At 40.0% G+C, this 25,528-nt stretch carries 19 protein-coding genes and 8 pseudogenes; 13 read left to right on the forward strand and 14 right to left on the reverse strand.

Annotated features, from left to right (window positions below):
• Positions 1 to 609: 609 nt before the first annotated feature.
• From F7734_RS48755 to F7734_RS48780, 9 genes and pseudogenes are all read right to left on the reverse strand, one after another.
• Positions 610 to 1,748, reverse strand: a pseudogene (locus tag F7734_RS48755) (8-amino-7-oxononanoate synthase).
• 97 nt (positions 1,749 to 1,845) lie between these two features.
• On the reverse strand, positions 1,846 to 2,028 hold the full coding sequence (locus F7734_RS61300; RefSeq protein ID WP_166482622.1) for a hypothetical protein: 183 nt from the start codon (positions 2,026 to 2,028) through the stop codon (positions 1,846 to 1,848).
• A 220-nt stretch (positions 2,029 to 2,248) separates the two neighbouring features.
• Entirely contained in the window at positions 2,249 to 2,452 is a 204-nt protein-coding gene (locus F7734_RS48760) for a hypothetical protein (protein WP_155751534.1), read from the reverse strand.
• Between the two features lie 1,288 nt (positions 2,453 to 3,740).
• A pseudogene (locus tag F7734_RS48765) lies at positions 3,741 to 4,293 on the reverse strand (NYN domain-containing protein).
• 1,173 nt (positions 4,294 to 5,466) lie between these two features.
• A complete protein-coding gene (locus tag F7734_RS65775; protein WP_279239842.1) occupies positions 5,467 to 5,634 on the reverse strand; it encodes an ATP-binding protein in 168 nt (55 codons plus the stop codon).
• Positions 5,588 to 5,842 carry an ATP-binding protein gene (locus tag F7734_RS48770; protein ID WP_279239843.1) on the reverse strand — a complete coding sequence of 85 codons (255 nt, stop codon included), beginning with the start codon at positions 5,840 to 5,842 and terminating at the stop codon, positions 5,588 to 5,590. Before F7734_RS48770 ends, F7734_RS65775 begins: the two co-directional genes overlap by 47 nt.
• Positions 5,760 to 6,002: a hypothetical protein gene (locus F7734_RS61310; protein ID WP_166482624.1), complete on the reverse strand. Its 243-nt coding sequence runs from the start codon at positions 6,000 to 6,002 to the stop codon at positions 5,760 to 5,762. The genes F7734_RS48770 and F7734_RS61310 overlap by 83 nt, the downstream gene beginning before the upstream one ends.
• Positions 5,996 to 6,160 carry a histidine kinase dimerization/phospho-acceptor domain-containing protein gene (locus F7734_RS48775; protein ID WP_155751535.1) on the reverse strand — a complete coding sequence of 55 codons (165 nt, stop codon included), beginning with the start codon at positions 6,158 to 6,160 and terminating at the stop codon, positions 5,996 to 5,998. The genes F7734_RS61310 and F7734_RS48775 overlap by 7 nt, the downstream gene beginning before the upstream one ends.
• Before the next feature lie 4 nt (positions 6,161 to 6,164).
• Positions 6,165 to 6,497 (reverse strand): HAMP domain-containing protein, encoded by a 333-nt coding sequence (locus F7734_RS48780; RefSeq protein ID WP_155751536.1) that lies wholly within the window; start codon positions 6,495 to 6,497, stop codon positions 6,165 to 6,167.
• Positions 6,498 to 6,518: 21 nt separating this feature from the next.
• On the opposite strand from F7734_RS48780, the gene F7734_RS48785 reads away from it, so the two are divergent.
• On the forward strand, positions 6,519 to 6,761 hold the full coding sequence (locus F7734_RS48785) for a hypothetical protein (RefSeq protein ID WP_155751537.1): 243 nt from the start codon (positions 6,519 to 6,521) through the stop codon (positions 6,759 to 6,761).
• A 5-nt stretch (positions 6,762 to 6,766) separates the two neighbouring features.
• Here F7734_RS48785 and F7734_RS61315 read toward each other — a convergent pair whose 3' ends face one another.
• Both F7734_RS61315 and F7734_RS48790 read right to left on the reverse strand, forming a co-directional pair.
• Positions 6,767 to 6,958, reverse strand: coding sequence for a hypothetical protein (locus tag F7734_RS61315; RefSeq protein WP_166482623.1), 192 nt, complete (start codon positions 6,956 to 6,958; stop codon positions 6,767 to 6,769).
• A gap of 19 nt (positions 6,959 to 6,977) precedes the next feature.
• Positions 6,978 to 7,634: pseudogene (locus F7734_RS48790) on the reverse strand (response regulator transcription factor); the annotation flags it as partial.
• 287 nt (positions 7,635 to 7,921) lie between these two features.
• Between F7734_RS48790 and F7734_RS48795 the strand changes: the two are divergent.
• The 11 genes and pseudogenes from F7734_RS48795 to F7734_RS48830 all read left to right on the forward strand — a co-directional run.
• A pseudogene (locus F7734_RS48795) lies at positions 7,922 to 8,577 on the forward strand (response regulator transcription factor); the annotation flags it as partial.
• A 19-nt stretch (positions 8,578 to 8,596) separates the two neighbouring features.
• The gene (locus F7734_RS64560; RefSeq protein WP_243147494.1) at positions 8,597 to 8,749 is read left to right on the forward strand and encodes a hypothetical protein; all 153 of its coding nucleotides are present in this window, start codon (positions 8,597 to 8,599) and stop codon (positions 8,747 to 8,749) included.
• 308 nt (positions 8,750 to 9,057) lie between these two features.
• Complete coding sequence (locus F7734_RS64565) at positions 9,058 to 9,378, forward strand: HAMP domain-containing protein (RefSeq protein WP_243147489.1); 321 nt, start codon at positions 9,058 to 9,060, stop codon at positions 9,376 to 9,378.
• A gap of 17 nt (positions 9,379 to 9,395) precedes the next feature.
• Positions 9,396 to 9,794, forward strand: coding sequence for a histidine kinase dimerization/phospho-acceptor domain-containing protein (locus F7734_RS64570; RefSeq protein ID WP_243147490.1), 399 nt, complete (start codon positions 9,396 to 9,398; stop codon positions 9,792 to 9,794).
• Entirely contained in the window at positions 9,749 to 9,976 is a 228-nt protein-coding gene (locus tag F7734_RS64575; RefSeq protein ID WP_243147491.1) for an ATP-binding protein, read from the forward strand. Before F7734_RS64570 ends, F7734_RS64575 begins: the two co-directional genes overlap by 46 nt.
• A 1,285-nt stretch (positions 9,977 to 11,261) precedes the next feature.
• Positions 11,262 to 11,811 (forward strand): annotated as a pseudogene (locus F7734_RS48805) (NYN domain-containing protein).
• A 1,287-nt stretch (positions 11,812 to 13,098) separates the two neighbouring features.
• Positions 13,099 to 13,379 (forward strand): annotated as a pseudogene (locus F7734_RS48810) (hypothetical protein).
• A gap of 428 nt (positions 13,380 to 13,807) precedes the next feature.
• Positions 13,808 to 14,949, forward strand: a pseudogene (locus tag F7734_RS48815) (8-amino-7-oxononanoate synthase).
• A gap of 736 nt (positions 14,950 to 15,685) precedes the next feature.
• Positions 15,686 to 16,336: a hypothetical protein gene (locus F7734_RS48820; protein WP_155751538.1), complete on the forward strand. Its 651-nt coding sequence runs from the start codon at positions 15,686 to 15,688 to the stop codon at positions 16,334 to 16,336.
• A 23-nt stretch (positions 16,337 to 16,359) separates the two neighbouring features.
• Complete coding sequence (locus tag F7734_RS48825) at positions 16,360 to 17,691, forward strand: hypothetical protein (RefSeq protein WP_243147492.1); 1,332 nt, start codon at positions 16,360 to 16,362, stop codon at positions 17,689 to 17,691.
• Positions 17,692 to 18,012: 321 nt separating this feature from the next.
• Positions 18,013 to 19,605 (forward strand): annotated as a pseudogene (locus F7734_RS48830) (ABC transporter permease subunit).
• Between the two features lie 76 nt (positions 19,606 to 19,681).
• Here F7734_RS48830 and F7734_RS48835 read toward each other — a convergent pair.
• Positions 19,682 to 20,320 (reverse strand): DUF1269 domain-containing protein, encoded by a 639-nt coding sequence (locus F7734_RS48835; RefSeq protein WP_243147493.1) that lies wholly within the window; start codon positions 20,318 to 20,320, stop codon positions 19,682 to 19,684.
• A gap of 371 nt (positions 20,321 to 20,691) precedes the next feature.
• Between F7734_RS48835 and F7734_RS48840 the strand changes: the two genes are divergently transcribed.
• A complete protein-coding gene (locus tag F7734_RS48840) occupies positions 20,692 to 22,110 on the forward strand; it encodes a HAMP domain-containing histidine kinase (protein WP_166482625.1) in 1,419 nt (472 codons plus the stop codon).
• Positions 22,111 to 22,133: 23 nt separating this feature from the next.
• On the opposite strand, the gene F7734_RS48845 is transcribed toward F7734_RS48840, so the two are convergent.
• On the reverse strand, positions 22,134 to 23,582 hold the full coding sequence (locus tag F7734_RS48845; protein WP_155751540.1) for a DICT sensory domain-containing protein: 1,449 nt from the start codon (positions 23,580 to 23,582) through the stop codon (positions 22,134 to 22,136).
• 106 nt (positions 23,583 to 23,688) lie between these two features.
• Positions 23,689 to 25,197 carry a UDP-N-acetylmuramoyl-L-alanyl-D-glutamate--2,6-diaminopimelate ligase gene (locus F7734_RS48850; protein ID WP_166482626.1) on the reverse strand — a complete coding sequence of 503 codons (1,509 nt, stop codon included), beginning with the start codon at positions 25,195 to 25,197 and terminating at the stop codon, positions 23,689 to 23,691.
• Positions 25,198 to 25,528 lie beyond the last annotated feature (331 nt).

The following is a 25,528-nucleotide window of genomic DNA, read 5'->3' on the forward strand; positions in this document are numbered from 1 at the left end:
CATATAAATCTTTAAAAAGAATGTATAAAATAAAGCTAGCTTCATAAAACTAATGTAGCATTTTTAATATTATTTCTCCGTATAAAAACAAATGAGTTTTTTAGAAATATAAAGACAAATTTATAGAGATCGCCCTGATGCAACTAAAAATAAAGCTTTTCCAATTTTTATTTTTGAAGAAATTAATTATGCCTTAATAATTACAAGTATAATCACTGCTGAGCTTTTTGTCAAATTACTGTTGCGTAAGGATTTGCGTGTCAAGTGCCAATTGTAAAGTCAATTTTGGACTACTGACATCAAGTTTTAAAGTTAACTTTATAATAATTTCTCCAAAAGCTTTTTTCAAAAGCTAATAACTTTGTTGTTATTTCTTGGAACACATAAAATTCTATTAAGATGTGATTGCGATGCCGTGATGAAGTGAATTTCTGGCTTCAACAAACACCGTCTTATATCTTCTTGAATATTTTTTTTTAATAGAAAAATTATGACTTGAAAATAGAGGAGTTGGGGGTTAAATGAAGACAGCTATGCTACCCCAACTTACCAGTTATTGGTCATTGGTCATTAGTCAAGTGTCAAGTGTCACTGGTTAGGTGATTTCCGTCACGCTTCTACTAACTTCTGAATATGTTCGAGTTGTGAGTTGCCATCACAGAAATCCGTATCCGACTGGTGGGACGGTAGGGGGACGAATAGCAGGGGCAAAATGCATATGATTTAAGATGCTCCCCCATTTTCAAAGCATCGCCTGGATTTGACAATTGAAAGCACAAGATGGGCGACTCAGAAGGTAGCAATTTCAAGTTGAGTAGCTGTTGTTGCACTTGTTGTTTGAGGTAAGCAACGTTTTGCCATAACCGGATACGGCGTGGCGGTTCCTCCAAAACTATTTTATTGCTGCTAGGGCTGCTGCAGTATCAGCAGGTGACAGCGCTGTAGTATAAATCCAACTGGAGCGCGGTTTCTCAAGTAATCGATTAAAGTTGCACTTCCTGCTACATAGCCACCCAAACTACCCAAGGCTTTACTTAAAGTGCCAATTTGAATTAACTGTTTTCCCCTACACCCAAAATGTTCAACACAACCCGCACCAGTTTCTCCAAGTACTCCAGTGGATGGGCTTCATCTAAAAGTAACATACAACCAAATTGCTCAGCTAGCTCTAGAGCGCAGGTAAAGGACATAAATCGCCATCCATGCTAAAGACACTATCGCTAAGAATTAGGCAACGTCGATAGTTTTGCCGATATTGACTCAATTGAGTTTTTAAATCTTCAACATGACAGTGACGTATCTATGATGGCAGCACAGTGAGAGTTGCCCATTTTTAAACTGGAATGGTTATATCGATCGGATAAAATTAAATCTCGCTTGCCTACTAGTGCATTGATAACGCCCAAATTTGTCAAATAAACCCGAACTGAAAACGACTGCATCCTCTGTTTGTTTAAGGAATGCGATCGCTTCTTCCAAATCTCTATGCAGTTGGCGATGTCCGCTAAGTAACCTCGAACCCGTACTACCAGTACCAAATTCTTTCACTGCTGCTGCTGCTGCCATCACGAGGCGTTCATCACCTGCGAGTCCCAAATAATCGTTACTAGCAAATTTTATGACCTCTCGTCCTTCCAAAACAACTGTGGCACCAGGGCGACTTTGGATAGTTTGTACAGTACGATACCAGTTAGCACGGTGAATAGTTTCTAGGATTGTTCCAACCACGTATAAGGGTTACCAGACATAGTGAACAGAGGGGTGTTTGTTTTCCCTCCAAGATAAGATAATATTCATGAAAACTACTATAAAAAACGTTGTTATAGTTTTGCCGATATGCTCAAGCTAAGTTGTGGTATTACACGTATCAAGCCAGAGTTTGAGGACAGTAGCCCAACCCATTGATAACTGTTCCCGGAATGCTTCGATGTCCTCACGTTGCGGACTGCCGTGAGAAACAACAGCAACTTGATATCGATGCATAACATTAACTGGAGAGTTTCCAACTTCCAAACTTTCTAAAGCCATGCTGACGTGCTTTGACGGGAGTGAGGAATTCCTATTTCGCCTATAAGGGCTAAGACTCCATATGCTCAGCATATAGCGTCTTTGCACTTGATGTAGCGAAGCCCAGCATGTTGACACGCACCACGTAACAGCAATTAACTTCTATTTCAGATTTCTGAGAATTTTGAAGAGCGGAGAATTCTTAGGGAGATGGAATAAGGATATTCTTCAAGTGACGAATCTAAGTGGGGTTGGGAGGCTGTTCTAAAGTCGCTTCACCAATAGCATGACTAAAGTAGGATTCAAAAAGTTTGTCGTAGTTGGACGCAACGCTAAAATGCCCCTCCCAAAATATATATCGTAGAGGCAACTGAAATTCTTTAATCCAGTCAAAAAACTCTGCTAAAGCAAACAGTACCAGAAAGCAAGCCAGCCAAACTCTCATGCCTCTATCCCAAAATCACAACAACTTCACTCATTGTAATTGAGAGCTTAATCAACACATCCGAGAAGCCGAGTCAAAAAAAGGGAACTTTTTTAAATGTTAATTTTTTTTACTGTTTATACAAAACTTACCATAACATAGTATAAACACAAAACAGATTGCGTTCAATAGAATCTATACACCTGTAAACTTAGCTATGTAGAATGCAAGACTAAACGCAGAAACCATAACAAGAAATGGGAATAACCGTACTAAACTCTACTTTCCTTGTCTTCACCATCTTTAGGCAAGACAGAGGAATCACAAAAAGGCCATAAAGCAGTTGTGATAATAAACATAATGAATGATAAGAATTTATCTCTGGGAAGAATGGGGATGGCTGAGACTAAATCTTAACCAGTTGATAAAAAAATAGCCAGTCATAAAAAGGTAAGTAATAACCAATGCAATTTGCATCTTATTCACTGTAGACACTCCTTTTGTTATCTAGGATTCAGAAATAAGACATTCAGTCTGCTATCAGAGAGATCGCTCGGCGCTGGAAGTTAGAAATAAGGACTATACGTCTAAATTTAAGGCTCAGTATTTACTTATTATTTATACAATACTAATATATCGATTGCAACATCTAAACCGTAGTTCTACTTGTTTTTCAGGCTCTTTCCTTGCTTTCCGGAATTTCACTGATTCATCATCACAACCTTATTTGTATATTTTTCTCTATTCAACTGATATTATGGTTAATCGTAACAATCTTATTGACGCGATCGTCCAAATTTTTAAACTTTTCAAAAAAATTTATATACCGTAAGTTAAGTAGATATGAAGGACTCTCGCTTGAGATGCAATATACGTAGGTTTTGGGAAATAATAGGTTGGGTTGAGCACGAGCGTTACCCAACAAATGCTGATAAATGTTGGGTTTCGTTCCTCAAACGCCAGTAAAGTGCGGAGGAAACCCTCCTATGGCGCATTCGCGCCACGCTTCGCTATCAGATCTGGCTCCCAACCTACGTAATTTCGTATTTTTATGCAAAACCTACGCAGTATTGGCTTGAGATGTATGCTTCAACAGTCTTGTTTGCTAACTATAAAGCTTTCAGTATAATTAATAACTCACTGACCATGACATATTAAAACCCGGTTTCTTTGGAAAACCGGGTTTTGCTAAGCAGCATATTTTCCGTTTAACGATCTCTTTCTACTTAAAGGGAGTATATATGTTAGCTGTTGCTTCCTGAATAGCAGAGAAAAGCAAGGAGTTGTAGGAGCTGCTGCTAGCGAGAAATCAGAAATTAGAATTCGACAATGGGCGGTAACTATAGCAAGAATTTGAATCTTTTTGTATGTATTGTTTGAGATGCTCTATGTCAACAAAGTAGTCAGCAACATCAATTAAACTATCGCTTGTCATTGCCGTATGCTAACAACTTCAACTCGAATTCCCTGGTAAGTGAGAGCATTAACAGCGTATGCTAAATCTCCATCACCACTCACCAATACAGCGGTGTCATAATAAGGAGCTAAATTTAGCATATCCACAGCAATTTCTACGTCCAAATTGGCTTTTTTAGAACCATCGGAAGTAGAACAAGATCTTTACTGACTACACGATAGCCATTTCGCCGCATCCAGAGTAAAAAACCCTGTTGTTTCTCATATTGCGATCGACACCCGTGTAGAAAAAAGCACGCAAAAGCCCTGCATTCTCCGTTAAACAAACAAAGCAATTTTGCATAATCAATTTCAATGTTCAGTTGTAAACCTGCATGAAATAAGTTGGCTCCATCTATAAAAATAGCGACTCGGCTCTATCGGAATTCCAAAAATATACTTATCAAATGTCATGTCTGAAAAGTTTGTACTATTCTCTCTATTATCACTCTGCCAATTTGATTTGTCTTTTTCTTTAATTAATCTGTATTGATTTTTTTCTTTGTTAAAAGCCGATATATTCATTTATATACCTCTTAATTACAAATTTGATAAATTTATCAGAAATGTTCGTTTTGAGTCAAAGGTAAAAGTAATAAGTAGAAATGAAACTTAAAGTATTTATCCTTCTTCTATATTTTACCTTTTTTCTTATTTGCCCCTGTTTCCTTTAGGCTTTATACAGATAGCGGCTTTGGTAGAAAGCTGTTTCCCCAGTAACCCAACCTTGTTGCCTCTTGCTCTTGCTCTAATTTTATTTTAAGAAATCAGCTATTCTGGGCAACAGAAGTAATTGTGCTGTTCCAGATGAGAGTCGCACAAGAGCTAATAGAGTTGCTACGCGTTTATTTTATTTTTCGACCTAAATACACTTTAGGTCTTACCTTATCGTATCGCAGAGCACACCTATACTTCTTTTTGTCTTAAAATCTGACAATACTGACTGCTGGCAGCAGTCTTTCTTTAACAAGTGAACAGACTACTTCAGCAGTTTTTTGTAGGAAAATTTCAAAAATAAAAAGCTTCAAAATGTAGCTTTTGCTAACTGAAAATCATTCTCTACTCCTCATATCTGCCTGTATTTAAAGCAAGCGGTTGAGTGATTATTGGCAAATAACTCAGTTGTCTTTTATTTTTTACTATGTCATAATCATTCTTTCATTATTTTTATCTAATATTTTAAAGAACTTATTTCAAAATTTTGAAAAATTGACATTTAATTGGAAAAATTTTGTATTGTGGCACATCTCCTTTTATTGCTATTAATTTCCAGTGACTCCCTTCCCCTAGAAGATGACCTATGGTGTAGGCCGGGGCAGTGCCAACCTACTACAAATAGTGGCATTTTAGAGCGGGAAGGGAGTAATGCAGTATAACTCTCAAATTCTGTATCTTAAGGAAACATTTAAATTCTGTTGGTAGAATAAGCTTAAGACCACAGAACCTAGCAACAGCATTGACTCTAACAAATAACGTGAGTCAAACGAGTGTTGGAAATACTCATATGTTGCAAGGTTGCCTAAATTTTATCAAACCTTTCTTCAATGTCAACTTAATTATAAAATAACTATTAGCAAATCTTATATTTTTGGCAAACGCAAAGTAAAAGCAGTCTGACCAACTGGTGTTGGATCGAGTTTTAAGTAGCCACCATGGTATCTCGCAATTTCCCTTGCTAAACTCAACCCCAATCCTACACCATCAACTTTGCGCGTTCTGGCGGGATCGCCGCGGATAGAAACGGTCAAAAATCCGTTCGCGATCGCTCGGTGGAATGTCTTGAGAAGAATTACTAATAGTGACTAACACAATTCCTGCTTGCTGGTAACCGTGAATTTTGATCCAGCCATCTGGGAGATTATACTTGATGGCGTTACTCAGCAGGTTTTGTAAAATTTGAGTGAGTAATCGCGATCGCCCCAAGTACGCAATCAGAAGTGATTTCCGTTTGAACATTTAAGTGAGGTGCCAGCAATTCTATATCTTCCGTCATCTCCAGCAGAAGTTGAGAGATATTGACTTCTACTCGATGCAAACTCATTTGTCCGGTATCGGCTAGAGATAACAGTAGCAGTTTCCGCACAATTCCACTACAACGCCGTACCTCATCTAGCAAATTATCAAACTTTGCTGTATCTGAGAACCTGGTTCTGCTTGTTGCAAAGTCTGTTCTAATTCTCCTTGTAAAATGGCAAGTGGGGTTTTCAATTCGTGGGCAGCATCAGCACTAAAACGAGACGCTTGTAGGAAACTGCGTTCGAGACGTTCCAACATTTGGTTAAAAACTTGAATAACTTGACAAATTCAACATCTGTTGTACGATAGGAACTCTTCGATCCAACCCGTTGACAGTCACCTGCTCAATTGCTTTGTTTAATCTCTCAATGGGACGTAACGCACTGCCAGAAATTAACCACGCACCTCCAGCAACTAAAAGAAGCGCACCTGGTATGGATACTAGGAAAATATTTCTGATGGCAATCATTTCTCGATCGACAGCGTTTAAGCTGACTGCGATCGCAACTAAGGCGTGAGAAAGTGACTGCACCAACACGCCAAGTTCCTTCTTTCGTTTGTTGGGTAGCAAATCGCGGCGGGGGAGGCGGTTCACCTAAAGGACGACGATAACGCGGTGACGAGAAAGCAGCCGCTTTGGCGATCGCAATTTTTCTGGTGGAGGTTGTTTTCTCTTTCTGAAGGACTTCGCCTATCCGGAGGTGGAGGGACACGAAAAAAATGGGGACGAGGAGACCACAAGTTATTAGTTTTCAATTCAACCCACCACGAATGTGATTGGTATAAAATAGTACCATCTTTCTCCATCACCAAAAGAGCAACAGGTGTTTCGCATCAGTTTTTAATTCGCGTTGTATAAAAGTTTCATAGACTGCCAGCGATTGAAAAACGCGGGCTAGCTACTAGAAATAGGCGATTTTCCAACTGTGCATCAAGACGACTGCGTTTGGCATCAGAGATTTGCAACCAAGCAGTTACCCCAAATCCAATGAGGGTACTGCCAGCAAGCGCAGCAGATAATAAAGCAATTCGGAGACGAAATGAACGAAACTGCACGATCGCTACTCTGGCTTACAAAACGATACCCAACTCCCCGGACACTTTCAATTCCATCCGCTCCCCCAAGCGGGTCTATTTTTTTGCGGATTCTTTGAATACACACATCAACTACATTAGTATTGGGGTTAAAATCATATCCCCAAACGTGTTCTAAAATTTGCGTGCGAGTAAGAACTCTTCCGGGAGAACGCATCAAGTATTCCAAGAGGTTGAACTCGCGAGTCGTCAGTTCCACACCTGCTGATTGCAAGTGACTTCTCGCGTAATGCGATCCAATTTGATAGAACCAACGCAAAGTAAGTTTTGGCGATCGCCAGTACTTCGACGGATAACAGCGTGAATGCGAGCAACCAACTCTTCCACGTAAAACGGTTTGGCAATATAGTCATCTGCACCGAGATAGAGACCTTCAAGCCTGTCATCCAGTTCATTACGAGCTGTCAGTAGAATCACTGGTACATTCCGTCCTGCCCGACGCAAATGTTTAAGGATAGAAAGCCCATCTTACCCGGTACCATAATATCAAGTACGAGGGCATCGTATTGATTCTCCATGGCTCGAATGTATCCCTCATCACCATTATCACAATAATCAACGACAAATCCCTGTTCTTTTAACCAGCTTGAACAAAGTTGGCAATCTTTGACTCATCTTCAACAAACAGAACGTTCATATAATTTTAGATTTTAGATTTTAGATTTTGGATTAAGAAATTTTTATACTGCCGTATTCTTACCTAAATAGCTGTCAAATTTTTTTCTAATTGATATAACTTCTAGCACACTTTTACTACTGACTTAAACATGAATTTGATGCGCGGCAAAACTGTCATTTAAGGCAGTAGTAAAAGTGTGCTAGAAGTTATATCAATTAGAAAAAAATTTGACAGCTATTTAGGTAAGAATACGGCAGTATAAAAATTTCTTAATCCAAAATCTAAAATCTAAAATCTAAAATTATATGAACGTTCTGTTTGTTGAAGATGAGTCAAAGATTGCCAACTTTGTTCAGCTGGGTTAAAAGAACAGGGATTTGTCGTTGATTATTGTGATAATGGTGATGAGGGATACATTCGAGCCATGGAGAATCAATACGATGCCCTCGTACTTGATATTATGGTACCGGGTAAGATGGGCTTTCTATCCTAAACATTTGCGTCGGGCAGGACGGAATGTACCAGTGATTCTACTGACAGCTCGTAATGAACTGGATGACAGGCTTGAAGGTCTCTATCTCGGTGCAGATGACTATATTGCCAAACCGTTTTACGTGGGAAAGTTGGTTGCTCGCATTCACGCTGTTATCCGTCGAAGTACTGGCGATCGCCAAAACTTACTTTGCGTTGGTTCTATCAAATTGGATCGCATTACGCGAGAAGTCACTTGCAATCAGCAGGTGTGGAACTGACGACTCGCGAGTTCAACCTCTTGGAATACTTGATGCGTTCTCCCGGAAGAGTTCTTACTCGCACGCAAATTTTAGAACACGTTTGGGGATATGATTTTAACCCCAATACTAATGTAGTTGATGTGTGTATTCAAAGAATCCGCAAAAAAATAGACCCGCTTGGGGGAGCGGATGGAATTGAAAGTGTCCGGGGAGTTGGGTATCGTTTTGTAAGCCAGAGTAGCGATCGTGCAGTTTCGTTCATTTCGTCTCCGAATTGCTTTATTATCTGCTGCGCTTGCTGGCAGTACCCTCATTGGATTTGGGGTAACTGCTTGGTTGCAAATCTCTGATGCAAACGCAGTCGTCTTGATGCACAGTTGGAAAATCGCCTATTTCTAGTAGCTAGCCCGCGATTTTTCAATCGCTGGCAGTCTATGAAACTTTTATACAACGCGAATTAAAAACTGATGCGGAAACACCTGTTGCTCTTTTGGTGATGGAGAAAGATGGTACTATTTTATACCAATCACATTCGTGGTGGGTTGAATTGAAAACTAATAACTTGTGGTCTCCTCGTCCCCATTTTTTTCGTGTCCCTCCACCTCCGGATAGGCGAAGTCCTTCAGAAGAGAAAACAACCTCCACCAGAAAAATTGCGATCGCCAAAGCGGCTGCTTTCTCGTCACCGCGTTATCGTCGTCCTTTAGGTGAACCGCCTCCCCCGCCGCGATTTGCTACCCAACAAACGAAAGAAGGAACTTGGCGTGTTGGTGCAGTCACTTTCTCACGCCTTAGTTGCGATCGCAGTCAGCTTAAACGCTGTCGATCGAGAAATGATTGCCATCAGAAATATTTTCCTAGTATCCATACCAGGTGCGCTTCTTTTAGTTGCTGGAGGTGCGTGGTTAATTTCTGGCAGTGCGTTACGTCCCATTGAGAGATTAAACAAAGCAATTGAGCAGGTGACTGTCAACGGGTTGGATCGAAGAGTTCCTATCGTACAACAGATGTTGAATTTGTCAAGTTAATTCAAGTTTTTAACCAAATGTTGGAACGTCTCGAACGCAGTTTCCTACAAGCGTCTCGTTTTAGTGCTGATGCTGCCCACGAATTGAAAACCCCACTTGCCATTTTACAAGGAGAATTAGAACAGACTTTGCAACAAGCAGAACCAGGTTCTCAGATACAGCAAAGTTTGAGTAATTTGCTAGATGAGGTACGGCGTTGTAGTGGAATTGTGCGGAAACTGCTACTGTTATCTCTAGCCGATACCGGACAAATGAGTTTGCATCGAGTAGAAGTCAATATCTCTCAACTTCTGCTGGAGATGACGGAAGATATAGAATTGCTGGCACCTCACTTAAATGTTCAAACGGAAATCACTTCTGAATTGCGTACTTGGGGCGATCGCGATTACTCACTCAAATTTTACAAAACCTGCTGAGTAACGCCATCAAGTATAATCTCCCAGATGGCTGGATCAAAATTCACGGTTACCAGCAAGCAGGAATTGTGTTAGTCACTATTAGTAATTCTTCTCAAGACATTCCACCGAGCGATCGCGAACGGATTTTTGACCGTTTCTATCGCGGCGATCCCGCAGAACGCGCAAAGTTGATGGTGTAGGATTGGGGTTGAGTTTAGCAAGGGAAATTGCAGATACCATGGTGGCTACTTAAAACTCGATCCAACACCAGTTGGTCAGACTGCTTTTACTTTGCGTTTGCCAAAAATATAAGATTTGCTAATAGTTATTTTATAATTAAGTTGACATTGAAGAAAGGTTTGATAAAATTTAGGCAACCTTGCAACATATGAGTATTTCCAACACTCGTTTGACTCACGTTATTTGTTAGAGTCAATGCTGTGCTAGGTTCTGTGGTCTTAAGCTTTATTCTACCAACAGAATTTAAATGTTTCCTTAAGATACAGAATTTGAGAGTTATACTGCATTACTCCCTTCCCGCTCTAAAATGCCACTATTTGTAGTAGGTTGGCACTGCCCGGCCTACACCCATAGGTCATCTTCTAGGGGAAGGGAGTCACTGGAAATTAATAGCAATAAAAGGAGATGGCCACAATACCAAAATTTTTCCAATTAAATGTCAATTTTTCAAAAATTTTGAAATAAGTTCTTTAAAATAATTAGATTAAAAAATAATGAAAGAATGATTATGACATAGTAAAAAATAAAAGACAACTGAGTTATTTGCCATAATCACTCAACCGCTTGCTTTAAATACAGGCAGATATGAGGAGTAGAGAATGATTTTCAGTTAGCAAAAGCTACATTTTGAAGCTTTTTATTTTGAAATTTTTCTACAAAAAACTGCTGAAGTAGTCTGTCACTTGTTAAAGAAAGACTGCTGCCAGCAGTCAGTATTGTCAGATTTTAAGACAAAAAGAAGTATAGGTGTGCTCTGCGATACGATAAGGTAAGACCTAAAGTGTATTTAGGTCGAAAAATAAAATAAACGCGTAGCAACTCTATTAGCTCTTGTGCGACTCTCATCTGGAACAGCACAATTACTTCTGTTGCCCAGAATAGCTGATTTCTTAAAATAAAATTAGAGCAAGAGCAAGAGGCAACAAGGTTGGGTTACTGGGGAAACAGCTTTCTACCAAAGCCGCTATCTGTATAAAGCCTAAAGGAAACAGGGGCAAATAAGAAAAAAGAGTAAAATATAGAAGAAGGATAAATACTTTAAGTTTCATTTCTACTTATTACTTTTACCTTTGACTCAAAACGAACATTTCTGATAAATTTATCAAAATTTGTAATTAAGAGGTATAAATGAATATATCGGCTTTTAACAAAGAAAAAAATCAATACAGATTAATTAAAGAAAAAGACAAATCAAATTGCAGAGTGATAATAGAGAGAATAGTACAAACTTTTCAGACATGACATTTGATAAGTATATTTTTGGAATTCCGATAGAGCCGAGTCGCTATTTTTATAGATGGAGCCAACTTATTTCATGCAGGTTTACAACTGAACATTGAAATTGATTATGCAAAATTGCTTTGTTGTTTAACGGAGAATGCAGGCTTTTGCGTGCTTTTTTCTACACGGGTGTCGATCGCAATAATGAGAAACAACAGGTTTTTTACTCTGGATGCGGCGAAATGGCTATCGTGTAGTCAGTAAAGATCTTGTTCTACTTCCGATGGTTCTAAAAAAGCCAATTTGGACGTAGAAATTGCTGTGGATATGCTAAATTTAGCTCCTTATTATGACACCGCTGTATTGGTGAGTGGTGATGGAGATTTAGCATACGCTTTAATGCTCTCACTTACCAGGGAATTCGAGTTGAAGTTGTTAGCATACGGCAATGACAAGCGATAGTTTAATTGATGTTGCTGACTACTTTGTTGACATAGAGCATCTCAAACAATACATACAAAAAGATTCAAATTTTTGCTATAGTTACCGCCCATTGTCGAATTCTAATTTCTGATTTCTCGCTAGCAGCAGCTCCTACAACTCCTTGCTTTTCTCTGCTATTCAGGAAGCAACAGCTAACATATATACTCCCTTTAAGTAGAAAGAGATCGTTAAACGGAAAATATGCTGCTTAGCAAAACCCGGTTTTCCAAAGAAACCGGGTTTTAATATGTCATGGTCAGTGAGTTATTAATTATACTGAAAGCTTTATAGTTAGCAAACAAGACTGTTGAAGCATACATCTCAAGCCAATACTGCGTAGGTTTTGCATAAAAATACGAAATTACGTAGGTTGGGAGCCAGATCTGATAGCGAAGCGTGGCGCGAATGCGCCATAGGAGGGTTTCCTCCGCACCTTTACTGGCGTTTGAGGAACGAAACCCAACATTTATCAGCATTTGTTGGTAACGCTCGTGCTCAACCCAACCTATTATTTCCCAAACACTACGTAGTATTGCATCTCAAGCGAGAGTCCTTCATATCTACTTAACTTACGGTATATAAATTTTTTAGAAAAGTTTAAAATTTGGACGATCGCGTCAATAAGATTGTTACGATTAACCATAATATCAGTTGAATAGAAAAAATATACAAATAAGGTTGTGATGATGAATCAGTGAAATTCCGGAAAAGCAGGAAAAGCCTGAAAAACAAGTAGAACTACGGTTTAGATGTTGCAATCGATATATTAGTAATTGTATAAATAATAAGTAAATACTGAGCCCTTAAATTTAGACGTATAGTCCTTATTTCTAACTTCCAGCGCCGAGCGATCTCTCTGATAGCAGACTGAATGTCTTATTTCTGAATCCTAGATAACAAAAGGAGTGTCTACAGTGAATAAGATGCAAATTGCATTGGTTATTACTTACCTTTTTATGACTGGCTATTTTTTTATCAACTGGTTTAAGATTTAGTCTCAGCCATTCCCATTCTTCCCAGAGATAAATTCTTATCATTCATTATGTTTATTATCACAACTGCTTTATGGCCTTTTTGTGATTCCTCTGTCTTGCCTAAAGATGGTGAAGACAAGGAAAGTAGAGTTTAGTACGGTTATTCCCATTTCTTGTTATGGTTTCTGCGTTTAGTCTTGCATTCTACATAGCTAAGTTTTACAGGTGTATAGATTCTATTGAACGCAATCTGTTTTGTGTTTATACTATGTTATGGTAAGTTTTGTATAAACAGTAAAAAAATTAACATTTAAAAAAGTTCCTCTTTTTGACTCGGCTTCTCGGATGTGTTGATTAAGCTCTCAATTACAATGAGTGAAGTGTTGTGATTTTGGGATAGAGGCATGAGAGTTTGGCTGGCTTGCTTTCTGGTACTGTTTGCTTTAGCAGAGTTTTTTGACTGGATTAAAGAAATTTCAGTTGCCTCTACCGATATATATTTTGGGAGGGGCATTTTAGCGTTGCGTCCAACTACGACAAACTTTTTGAATCCTACTTTAGTCATGCTATTGGTGAAGCGACTTTAGAACAGCCTCCCCAACCCCACTTAGATTCGTCACTTGAAGAATATCCTTATTCCATCTCCCTAAGAATTCTCCGCTCTTCAAAATTCTCAGAAATCTGAAATAGAAGTTAATTGCTGTTACGTGGTGCGTGTCAACATGCTGGGCTTCGCTACATCAAGTGCAAAGACGCTATAGTGCTGAGCATATGGAGTCTTAGCCCTTATAGGCGAAATAGGAATTCCTCACTCCCGCGTCAAAGCACGTCAGCATGGCTTTAGAAAGTTTGAAGTTGGAAACTCTCCAGTTAATGTTATGCATCGATATCAAGTTGCTGTTTTTCTCACGGCAGTCCGCAACGTGAGGACATCGAAGCATTCCGGGAACAGTTTATCAATGGGTTGGGCTACTGTCCTCAAACTCTGGCTTGATACGTGTAATACCACAACTTAGCTTGAGCATATCGGCAAAACTATAACAACGTTTTTTATAGTAGTTTTCATGAATATTATCTTATCTTGGAGGGAAAACAAACACCCCTCTGTTCACTATGTCTGGTAACCCTTATACGTGGTTGGAACAATCCTAGAAACTATTCACCGTGCTAACTGGTATCGTACTGTACAAACTATCCAAAGTCGCCCTGGTGCCACAGTTGTTTTGGAAGGACGAGAGGTCATAAATTTTGCTAGTAACGATTATTTGGGACTCGCAGGTGATGAACGCCTCGTGATGGCAGCAGCAGCAGCAGTGAAAGAATTTGGTACTGGTAGTACGGGTTCGAGGTTACTTAGCGGACATCGCCAACTGCATAGAGATTTGGAAGAAGCGATCGCATTCCTTAAACAAACAGAGGATGCAGTCGTTTTCAGTTCGGGTTTATTTGACAAATTTGGGCGTTATCAATGCACTAGTAGGCAAGCGAGATTTAATTTTATCCGATCGATATAACCATTCCAGTTTAAAAAATGGGCAACTCTCACTGGTGCTGCATCATAGAATACGTCACTGTCATGTTGAAGATTTAAAAACTCAATTGAGTCAATATCGGCAAAACTATCGACGTTGCCTAATTCTTAGCGATAGTGTCTTTAGCATGGATGGCGATTTATGTCCTTTACCTGCGCTCTAGAGCTAGCTGAGCAATTTGGTTGTATGTTACTTTTAGATGAAGCCCATGCCACTGGAGTACTTGGAGAAACTGGTGCGGGTTGTGTTGAACATTTTGGGTGTAGGGGAAAACAGTTAATTCAAATTGGCACTTTAAGTAAAGCCTTGGGTAGTTTGGGTGGCTATGTAGCAGGAAGTGCAACTTTAATCGATTACTTGAGAAACCGCGCTCCAGTTGGATTTATACTACAGCGCTGTCACCTGCTGATACTGCAGCAGCCCTAGCAGCAATAAAAATAGTTTTGGAGGAACCGCCACGCCGTATCCGGTTATGGCAAAACGTTGCTTACCTCAAACAACAAGTGCAACAACAGCTACTCAACTTGAAATTGCTACCTTCTGAGTCGCCCATCTTGTGCTTTCAATTGTCAAATCCAGGCGATGCTTTGAAAATGGGGAGCATCTTAAATCATATGCATTTTGCCCCTGCTATTCGTCCCCCTACCGTCCCACCAGTCGGATACGGATTTCTGTGATGGCAACTCACAACTCGAACATATTCAGAAGTTAGTAGAAGCGTGACGGAAATCACCTAACAGTGACACTTGACACTTGACTAATGACCAATGACCAATAACTGGTAAGTTGGGGTAGCATAGCTGTCTTCATTTAACCCCCAACTCCTCTATTTTCAAGTCATAATTTTTCTATTAAAAAAAAATATTCAAGAAGATATAAGACGGTGTTTGTTGAAGCCAGAAATTCACTTCATCACGGCATCGCCAATCACATCTTAATAGAATTTTATGTGTTCCAAGAAATAACAACAAAGTTATTAGCTTTTGAAAAAAGCTTTTGGAGAAATTATTATAAAGTTAACTTTTAAACTTGATGTCAGTAGTCCAAAATTGACTTTACAATTTGGCACTTGACACGCAAATCCTTACGCAACAGTAATTTTGACAAAAAGCTCAGCAGTGATTATACTTGTAATTATTAAGCATAATTAATTTCTTCAAAAATAAAAATTGGAAAAGCTTTATTTTTAGTTTGCATCAGGGCGATCTCTATAAATTTGTCTTTATATTTCTAAAAACTCATTTGTTTTTATACGGAGAAATAATATTAAAATGCTACATTAGTTTTATAGAAGCTAGCTTTATTTTATACATTCTTTTAAAGATTTATATGGAAATTCATGTAAATCCGGAAAGACTATCTGCATAATTGGATCAAGAAATGTGAAACCAAATATGAACGCTTACTCACAAAAAAAGCAGATAACCTGCAATTTATTTATTTATAAGGAAAAAAACACATGAATAATATGCTTGTTCATCTGTTTAGTACATTTGTTTTTTCAGTATCTACATTAGCTGTTATGTCTAATGTTTCAATAGCACAAGAAGCTAGAGTAGCCCCTCAAGAAAAAACAGCACAAAAGATTTGTGCCTTTGATACAGTAGAAAATTTGTTGCCTCCCATACAAAGCCAGCAAAACCCATCCACACTTGGTTACCTTGCACAACAAGGCTTTACAGAAAACGCAGATGGTTCTTGGTCTTGTTATGCGAGCGATCCCAGAAAACAGGGACGTTACTACACTCTCTTAAAAGTTCAGCAAGTAGACGGGAAGCTAGTGGCTACTTCCTTTTTAGAAGAAGGCAGTCTGATGGAGGGACAACGAAATCGCAGCTTGGAACTGTTTATGCTCCTCATTCAGAATCATATGAAAGCAAAACAGGACAATCTTCAGAGTATACAGAGGTATTTAGGAACCTTTATTTCTTTGATTGAAGAAGGCAAGGTACAAGCTTCTCCCCGTGGCTATCTCTTCGATCAACCCAATCGTGCATTTGTTCTATACCATCCTGTGAAAGGGGAAAAACTTAAGGGAACGGGAATAACAATAAATATCAATTCCCCTCAAAATTTGAATTCTGCCACAGTCTCTTCAACTGGATCTTAATTGCTTAATGGAGGTGAATGTCCTTGAAAAAATCAACAGTTAAATCAATCGCTTTTGCAGTCTCATCGTTAGCAGCAGTTGTGACTGCACCTCAAGAAGCCTCAGCCGAGCTGAACGTTGGACCTTATGGAATTCAAAATGGTTTAGAAGGAAATTATCTCCATTACCAGCTTTCCGGACAGGATTTACGCAAAATGCAAGGCATTGCATCTTGTACTTCAGGGTTTGGACCTTCCTGTAACAAAACGGGAGCAATACTCCAGCAATTACTTGAAGCTAACAATGGACCTACTACTGACCAATTGCTGATGCGTGCAGCTGGTGGAGAAAAGAATTTTGGTTTATTTTCAAGTTATTTCAACAATAAGCCCGAATTGAAACAGATTCCGTTTGCTTCATTTTGGCGAAACGATGACCCTTTCATCATGGATGGACATCGATACCTTTTGGGGTATGCAGCTAGCAGAGAACCATTACAGGGTTTGGGATCGGTTACCCAGAAATTTTACTGGGCACCTGTGGGGGGAAACGGGAATTCTTTAAGTCCTCGCAATGCCTTGTTGAATTTCAAATATGCCTATGGACGTGTGTTGATGGAGGAAGTTGCTAAAATTCCCAATCTTAAGCAGCAATTGCACGCTTTGGGGTTAGAACCACAGGCGGAAAATTATTACTGGGCGCACATTTCTCATGCAATGGATGCTTTAAACAGTGGAAATGAAGCGCAGCTCCAACAAAGCCTTCTTCAAGTTCTCTCCATGCCTTACCAAGGGCAAGGTGGTGGCGAAGATATGGGACGTCCAAATTTACAAGTTGCTTATGGTGAAACAGGCGACGATCTTGGTGGAACAACTCTTTTAGGGGAAGTTGTTGACTTGGAGTCTTCGGTATTGACATTAGAGCCAGATATAGGAGGAGAAGTTGTTTCTTACCTCTCAGCCGGAGAAGTTTTTGAAGAGGGTAATAGTTTTAATCCCATCCCTCTAGCTGCTTTGTTGCTACCTCTGTTTTTTCTATTTGGCGGCGATGGAGATGATTCTTCTACGACAGCGTCTAATCCTATTCCCACACCTGACGTTAGCCAACCTCCTTCTGTAGGTACCCCTCCTGTAGGAAATCCTCCTGTAGGAAATCCTCCTGTGGGCAATCCTCCTGTGGGCAATCCTCCTGTGGGAACTCCTCCTGGGGGAACTCCTCCTGTAGGAAATCCTCCTGTGGGAACTCCTCCTGTGGGCAATCCGCCTCCTGATGTGAAGCAGGTACCAGAACCATCAACAATAACACCTTACGTATTGCTAGCTTTAATCATGTTTGTTTTCACTGGAAAACAGTGGCGCAAACAAGCAAAAAGTTAAGTTTCTTCACTTGGGATAAAGTGTTTAGTTTAAACTCCAGTACAAGGCTGAGACATAAATTCCAAAACACGTAGGTTGGGTTGAGGAACGAAACCCAACTACCAAAATTCTTATCCCTTGTAGTATTGAAAACACATTAACACCACATAAGAGTTGTGCAGTTCCCCAATTTGTAAAGTTGTGTAACGCATTTCTCATTTAATGCGATCGCCAAAAATAGCCACCAGAATCTGGTAATGTGACTGGAGTTGAGTCTATCATTTTACTGAGTAGATCAATACATTCCACAAACATTAAATGCGCCCAGAGCAAGTAAAAGATATGGCTAGATTTATAGGTGTACGGTGGTGGCATCGGTTTGCTCTTGCTTTCAGCTGCTTTCTGTTAGTTATATCCTGTAGCAATCATAGTTCAAATTTCACAGATTCCGACAAATTAAGCACATCTTCGACCACAGCAAGCAAAAGCCTGAAAGTGGCAATTCAGGCAGCTTTTGCGCCTTTTCAATTTATGAAAGATGGGCAACTTCAGGGATTTGATATAGACGTGATAAAAGGGATCGGCAAGTCAGCTGGTTTCCAGGTAGAGTTTGAAAATCTACGCTTTGATGGAATGCTTGGTGCTTTGCAGGCTGGTACTGTAGATGCGGCGATCGCTGCTATGTCAATTACAGAAGAACGCTTAAATACTGTTTCTTTCTCAAAGCCTTATTTTAGGTCAGGACTAGCAATTACGGTGAGAGAAAACAATCAAAACATTACCACTTTCGACAGCCTTAGAAATAAAAGAATTGCTGTATTACTTGGTACAACAGGTGCAAATCAAGCAAAAAAAGTTCCAGGAGCGCAAATAATTACCTTAGATACTGCAGACCAAGCCTTCCAAGATTTAATCAATGGTAATGTGGATGCGTTCATTAACGATGTACCTGTGACTTTATATGCTCTTAAAACAGGGAGTCTCAAAGGAATCAAAATTTCTGGCGAACTGCTTACAGAAGAATACTATGGCATCCCTGTACGTAAAAACTCACCCTATCTAAGTATCATTAACAAAGGTTTAGATAAAATAATTAAAGATGGTACTTATACTCAGATTTATAAAAAGTGGTTTAACACAGAGCCTCCTGCCTTGGGATAGATATGGTACTTAGGGGCAGTTTTCTCAAAATTGGTTTAAAGCCACACCACCACAATACCAGAAAAATTAACTTTTACAACGCAGATGAGTGGTAGTGCAACTTCAATTAATGTATTTTTCCAGTCATTTCCCATACTTGTACAAGGGGCGTTGGTAACGCTGCAACTAACTATATTTTCAATATTTTTAGGTTTAATCAGCGGTTCTCTAATTGGAATTGTTCGCCTCTCGCGTCTAACACTGTTGCAATGGACAGCTAGGGCATATATTGATTTCTTTCGCGGTACACCGTTACTCGTGCAAATATTTATGATTTACTTTGGCATCCCTTCCTTAGTGCAAAATATGGGTTTCAACTTCAGTTTTAATCGCTTCGCAGCCGCCACTGTCGCGTTAAGCCTAAATAGTGCCGCATACATCGCCGAAATCGTCCGTGCTGGTATCCAATCAATCGATGTCGGACAAACCGAAGCCGCAAAATCACTAGGTTTAAGCAAAGTACAAACGATGCGTCACGTCATTTTTCCTCAAGCGTTTCGGCGGATATTACCACCTTTGGCTAACGAATTTATTAGTATGCTCAAAGATACAAGTTTGGTTGCAGTTATCGGCTTTGAAGAATTATTTCGTAAAGGACAATTAATTGTTGCCCAAAACTATCGTGCCTTTGAAATTTATGCAGCTGTTGCCTTGGTTTACCTATGCTTAACAATACTTTTTTCACAAGCATTTAACCACCTCGAAGTATGGATGAATCCAGTAAAGCGAAGATAGTTTTGACACTCACGCCCTAGCATGGACTGTCAGTGTCAAAGTTGGAGAGCGAAGCGCTGCCATCACCCCTGGATCGCTATGGGAGAACATTACTTGTATTCCGACGATCCAAAATAGTTACTACATCTCGCTTAACAACGCTATCAGATTTAGCCACCTGAGCTTCAGCAACACCTGGTGAGTTGTAGATACCAAATTCCTCTATGCCTCGGTCATTTAAAATATAATCAGCATGAAGAATTTCTTCATCTGTGCCATACACTATTATTAAATAATTCCCTTTCAATACCCGATCGCTGTAAACTCTAGCTCGTTCTTCAGGCATTCCCAAACCAAGCAGTACTCCGAGAAGTCCACCTGTAGCAGCACCGATCCCCGCACCAGCAGCAGTTGCACCGACAGTAGAGATAATTTCGCCTGCTAATAATACTGGACTTACACCCGGAAATGCAAGAGTTCCCAAACCTACGATTAAGCCAGTTATACCTCCCAAAATAGTACCTGTCACTGCTCCGACTGCAGCTTCTTCATCAACTTGATGACCAATACTTGGCTGTGTTTCTATCCCAGCAATATCACGTTGGCAATCTCTAGCTATGACAGAGATTTTATTCATGGGAAAATTAGCATCTCTAAGCGTGGTGAGAGCAGATTCGGCTTCGCTACGGTTAGAAAAAACGCCAGCTGCTCGCTTGTGTTCAACCAAAGCCATCATACTCCTCCAAAAAACACTTACAACACAAGAAATATCGCGAGTCTACATTTTTTGACTCACAATTCTTGTTTTGCCTCACATTCTCCTGTTTTTCTTCGTCCTTAAGTGGAATCTTAAGCTCTGACTATAGAAGGGGTTAAGTCGCTGCGCTCCAATTCGTAATTCGTAATTCGTAATTCGTAATTCGTAATTAAAAGTACTGGTCACTGCTTAGTGTTAAAGTTCAGGAAATATTGACTAATGATTGGATATTGCCCCTGAATTGTTCGGTTATACGACTTTCATCAAGATACAAATGAGTATAACCTCATAAGTAGTAGTCAATGCCAGCCCTAACATATGTCAGTGGCTCTTGAAAGGGGTGAAAACTTGTGTACCAATGGATATTGCCAAGTCTGAGCGAAATATTAGTCAACAGTCAACCCAGTGCAACCGAAAGCTCCTCTGCCAAAGCTGAACAGCAATGGCGCGTGAGCATAGCGGCTACAGAACAACTGCTGTCAAAGAGTTTGGCTACAATTTCACCTGAAACTAGCCAAGGATTAGTGTTATCAGCTCCAGCACCCATACTTAGCGAACCCAGACTGGCTCAAAGCTTGCAGACAGTCACTTTTACGGCAAAGCCGTTTAATCCTTTGGCGCTTATGCCATTTGAAATGCCTGCTGCGGTTGCTGTAGTAGATGAAATTGCTTATCAAGAAACTATATTACCTTTATTAGAAGCAGATCCGCTTACTGGTGAGCAGTTTTGCTTAGTTTTTACAGAAAATTTTAGACTTGTGCTGGTTTTAGCGGAATATAAAAATGGTAATAAAACGTTTTGTTTTTCATTTGATTCTGAAGTTGTCGAACAAGCATGGCGAGCATTGGGTGCGCGAGTCATGTTAAGTAATCCTGACTTGTTTGCGGATTTAGAAGAAGTAGTACAAAAATATTATCCAAGCCAACCGGACTACCGCACGGTGATGGAGTTTAGCCGCTTGTTGTTAACACATTTACCAGAGCCACAAGAGCAGATAGAAAGTGTTTCTCCGCCTCTCCCTATCTCACCCTCGCCTGCTCCTTCTGCTTCTCACCGTAGCGATGTAGAATTGTTACAAGCATTTGCTCATGAAGTGCGTACACCACTGACAACTATTCGCACCACAACTCGTCTGTTATTGAAACAGCGTGATTTACCTCCTAATGTTATTAAGCGTTTGGAACTGATCGATCGCGAATGTACCGAGCAAATCGATCGCATGGAATTATTGTTTAGAGCAGCAGAACTGGAAACATCGGCTTCTGAAAAATCCACTAACGCCCAGCTGACGGCAATGTCATTGGATCGAGTCTTGCAGCAAAGCATCCCCCGTTGGCAACAAGCTGCAGACAGGAGAAACTTGACTTTGGATGTTGTTTTACCTCAAGAACTACCAATGGTGGTTAGCAATCCTAATATGTTGGATCGAGTGCTGACAGGGTTAATGGAAAACTTTACCCGCAGCTTACCTGCAGGTAGCCATATTCAAGTACAGGTGATTCCGGCTGGTGACCAATTGAAGTTGCAATTATTGCCTCTACCCCTGACGGAAAATAACGATAAAGCTTCCACCTCCCCATGTACTCCACCAATCCGAAAAGCTCTCGGTCAACTGCTGATGTTCCAACCAGAAACAGGTACCATTAGTCTGAACCTCAATGCAACCAAGCATTTATTTCAAGCTATTGGTGGGAAATTGATTGTCCGAGAACGCCCCCGTCATGGTGAAGTTTTGACCATCTTTCTACCATTGGAAGTCAACAGTTAACACAATTCCCCTCATTCCCCCTGTCAAGCAATGGGAGTTATTAACTGATTGTTTTCAGAAGCAATCGTAAACTGCACTGTAAAAGTAGAACCTTCATACAACTTACTTTTGACAGAAATAGAACCACCACTACGCCATAGCAACAGTTGTACAATTGTTAAACCCAAACCAACTCCATTAGAATCGTCTATGGCGGTTGAGCGGACTCGGTAAAAGCGTTCAAAAATTTTAGAGATTTCACTTTCGGCAATTCCAATACCAGTATCGCGAAATTCTAATTGAACGTGCTCGTTGTAAACTCGTGCTCGTACCCAAACTTCTCCTCCATTGGGAGTAAACTTAATACTGTTGGAAAGTAAGTTAATGGCGATTTGTCTCAACCCACCACTAACGCACCAAACAGGTGGAATGTCTGAAGGTACGGTGTAGGCTAACATAATCCCTTTTTCTTTAGCCAGAGGTTGATAAGTACTCACAACTCCTGGTATGAGTTCTGCAAGGCGTACTGGTTCTAGTGGCAGTCGCTCCAATTGGCGTTCTAGCTGTACTAAGTCTAATACACCAGATATCAAAGCATTTTGGCGATCGCATTGGGTAGTGAGCATTTGTAAATAACGCTGTCGTTGGGGGACTTTTAAATTGGGGGAATTTAAAAGCGAGAGAGCCGTTTTCATATGTGTTATTGGTGTACGCAACTCTTGACAAACATGGCTTAAGTATTCATCTTTGAGTTGAGCTGTTTCATTGAGTTTTCGATTGTGTTTTTTTACTTTAATCAAACGTTTTGCTGTTATTTGACGGTTAATTCTATCTTGATGTTGAATCTGTTTTATCAAAAGTTGATTGATGAGAGTTGGCTCGGAAATAGGAGGACAAATCAGATCGATAGAAACTAGTGAGGGTGAGTGGGTTACTATTAATGATTTTAATCTTTCTAATACTGGCTGAATGACTTCTCCATCGAAAGAAATTATGGCAGGAAAGAGAAAATTTTTTCGATGGTTTGCCTTTTTTTTGTTCTGATTTTTACGGTTTTTTAAAGGTCTATAAGCTATAATTAAGCTACAGAAATTTGGTGATAACACCATGACAAAGTATTCTCGCCGCAGCTTACTATTTGGTAAGCTTTCCACTTGAATATAAGAAGATGCATATTCAGAAAATGTGGAGTCTTGCTCCTCAATATTGCTTGTCTCCGTACCATCTTTATTATCCGTCAGTTCAATTTGGTCAGTATATACGATGTTGGGTGTTCTTTGTTCATAATAACGTTGAATTTCTGAGTGCCAAATTTTTCCAGGTGGTAGCTTTACCCATAATGTAGCTCCTATCTGTTGTTCAATTAGCACATCAATGTGTGACCTTACCATTGATAGTAAAGTCCCAAGTCCGAGAGACAGTTGTTGGGGCGGTGCTTCCACACTTAAAGCCAACTGATATACAGACAGATCCTGAGGTAGAGAAACATTCATGAGTAAAGCCTTTTAAGGATGAACTGAAGGCAAAAGCAATAAAGTTTAAGGTAGAGTCATGACACGTTTGTCAAGTATGAATGAAGTATAGAATATTTCCTACCCCTCATTCTCTATCTTTATGCCTTATCATCCTTTCTTGTAAAGCATTGCGAGCGTGTTCTCTGTCATCAAAGTGAATTTTTTCCGTACCCAAAATTTGGTAATCTTCATGACCTTTGCCAGCTAGCAAAACTCCATCTCCTGATTCTGCTTCTAAAATAGCAGTCTGAATGGCAGTGGCACGATCGACTATGACGGTTGGGTTTACTGTTTCTGGAATCCCTGCCAAAATATCTTGTAAAATCTTTTCTGGCTCTTCAGTTCGGGGATTATCTGAGGTGACTATTGGTACATCAGATAGCTCGGCTGCAATTTTACCCATTTTCGGTCGCTTGGTGCGATCGCGATCTCCCCCACATCCAAAAACGCAAATCATCTTACCAGGTATGAAGGGACGTGAAGCTTTCAACAAGTTCTCCAAACTATCTGGAGTATGGGCATAATCCACAATTACACTAATGTCTTGCTTAGAACTAATTTGCACCCTTTCCATTCTGCCAGGGACTCCAGGAAATTCAGCGATCGCTGATGCTATGAGTTGTAAATCTAACCCCAAATGTAAACCTGCTCCAACTGCTGCTAATAAATTTTCTAAATTAAATTGACCGACAAGTGGTGAACGAAAAGGGACTTCGCCTTTTGGTGTGTGCAGCGTACCACTCACTCCATTGGGTTCGTAGTTTAGGTCACTCATCCACAAGTTTGCATTGCGATCGCTCACACTGTAACTCCAAACCTGTTCTGGATTGAGTGATGCAATTAATCTCTCACCGTAAGGATCGTCAGCATTGATAACTGCCTGACCTTTAAGATAATTAGGGCTAAATAATAACGCTTTAGCAGCAAAGTAATCTTCCATGTCACGATGGAAGTCTAAATGGTCTTGGGTCAGATTAGTAAAAACGCCTACCTCAAATTGACAACCCATGACTCGACCCTGCGCTAGAGCATGGGAACTGACTTCCATCACTCCATAATCGTTTCCAGCATCTATGGCAGAGGCTAACTGCTGTTGTAGTTCTACAGCAAAAGGGGTTGTGTGAATGGCAGTTTGTAAAAAATCCTTCCAACGAGTATATAATGTGCCCATTAAAGCTGTAGGCAAATTGGCTTGATTTAGGAAATGTTCTACAAGGTGAGTCGTTGTGGTTTTGCCATTTGTACCTGTAACGCCTACAAGTTTCAGTTTTTGTCCGGGATAACCGTAAAAAGTACTGGCTAGCTGAGCACAAGCTTTAATCATGTCTTCGGCTGCGATAATGCAAGCTTCTGCTGTGGGAGGATGCTTTTGTATGGCTTGGGGTGAAATGACCGCAGCTACCGCACCGGAGGCGATCGCGCTTTGCCAAAAATCTCCACCATCAACCCGTGTTCCTGGCATTCCAATAAACAAATCTCCCGTACCGCAAGCGTGGGAATTGGTTTTCAAGCCCTTGATTTCCGCATCCAGCGCCGGATGCGGAGATGATAGTACAACGTTATCGACAGTCGCTAATAATTCTCTCAGTTTCACTTTATGCACCTCATTACAAGTTTTTATTGGCTTATTCTGTACTATTTTTACGTTTCCACAAATGGTTTTAAGGGACTTCTACAGTGAAATCAAATTTTTTCTGGTAAAGTTTCCTCCCCCCTTGTCCTACCAAAGAGCTGGAAGTAAAGTCAGCAAGTCAATTTGTTGAGGAGATGGCTTCATCTCAATATTGTGGCTATACTGACAAAGTATTGCTAAGAAAACAGATTCAGCACGCCGAACCAAGACATATATATAGATAAGTTTGAAAGCCGAAAAATTGTCAATGCTTTGAAACTGTTACTCGATAAGGGTTTGAGCTATTTCTCCA

The sequence above is a fragment of the Scytonema sp. UIC 10036 genome (genome assembly GCF_009725235.1).

Excerpts from the sequence above, each read along its gene's own strand:
- F7734_RS61300 (WP_166482622.1), bottom strand. The coding sequence starts at position 2,028 with ATGGCTTTAGAAAGTTTGGAAGTTGGAAACTCTCCAGTTAATGTTATG.
- F7734_RS48760 (WP_155751534.1), bottom strand. The coding sequence starts at position 2,452 with ATGAGAGTTTGGCTGGCTTGCTTTCTGGTACTGTTTGCTTTAGCAGAG.
- F7734_RS48770 (WP_279239843.1), bottom strand. The coding sequence starts at position 5,842 with ATGTTCAAACGGAAATCACTTCTGATTGCGTACTTGGGGCGATCGCGA.
- F7734_RS48775 (WP_155751535.1), bottom strand. The coding sequence starts at position 6,160 with ATGTTGGAACGTCTCGAACGCAGTTTCCTACAAGCGTCTCGTTTTAGT.
- F7734_RS64570 (WP_243147490.1), top strand. The coding sequence starts at position 9,396 with ATGTTGGAACGTCTCGAACGCAGTTTCCTACAAGCGTCTCGTTTTAGT.
- F7734_RS48820 (WP_155751538.1), top strand. The coding sequence starts at position 15,686 with ATGAATAATATGCTTGTTCATCTGTTTAGTACATTTGTTTTTTCAGTA.
- F7734_RS48835 (WP_243147493.1), bottom strand. The coding sequence starts at position 20,320 with ATGATGGCTTTGGTTGAACACAAGCGAGCAGCTGGCGTTTTTTCTAAC.
- F7734_RS48845 (WP_155751540.1), bottom strand. The coding sequence starts at position 23,582 with ATGAATGTTTCTCTACCTCAGGATCTGTCTGTATATCAGTTGGCTTTA.